Source organism: Dietzia sp. HMSC21D01 (assembly GCF_001815995.1).
Taxonomy (GTDB): Bacteria; Actinomycetota; Actinomycetes; order Mycobacteriales; family Mycobacteriaceae; genus Dietzia; species Dietzia cinnamea.
On sequence record NZ_KV823799.1, the window covers coordinates 1 to 690 of the forward strand.

1 protein-coding gene is annotated in these 690 nt (G+C 77.8%); it reads right to left on the bottom strand.

Going from position 1 to position 690, the window contains the following annotated elements; genetic code table 11:
* Nucleotides 1–690 (bottom strand): AAA family ATPase (locus HMPREF3086_RS04195; RefSeq protein WP_141763988.1); only part of this gene is annotated, 690 nt, incomplete at both ends.

Here is a 690-nt window from a genome sequence, read left to right on the forward strand (position 1 = left end):
CAGCGCCCGCATGTCGCCCGCCACGTAGCCGGGCGTGCGATCGGCGACGGCGGACAGGTCGAGGTCCGCGGCGGGCACGTCCCGCAGCATGACCGCCAGCAGGGCGGCGCGGTCGGCGGCGTCGGGCAGCGGTAGGTCCAGGACGCGGTCGCACACGTCGGGATCGCGCAGTCGGGGGTCGGCGTCCTCCGGCCGGACGCACGTCGCGACCAGCGCCGCACCCGGGGCCGCGACCACCGACCTCAACCGGTCCAGGACCAGGGTGGAGACCGGCTCGGACTCGGCCGGCAGCAGCGCGTCGACGTCGGTCACCAGCAGGATCCCGCCGTGTTCACGCGTGCGCTCGGCGGCCGCCCGCACCGCCTCCAACCGCGACGCCGGGTCGAGGGAGCCGACCGACGGCCCGTCGATCACCTCGAGACGCCGGGCGCCCGCGACCGACCGCACGAGCGTCGCCTTGCCGACCCCCGGCGGCCCCGCCACCAGCACCCCGAGGTGCGGCGACGCGCCGAGCGTCCGCAGCAGTTCCGACCGGTCCAGCGCGAGCGAGAGCCACTGCTCCAGCACCTCGGCCTGGTCGCCCACGCCCACGAGATCCTCGCGCGCGACGGCCGAGATGGCCGAACCGTCGGCCCCACCCGCGCTCCCGGCACCCGCGGTCGGCCCGGCGGCCGCGGTCCCGGACGACCC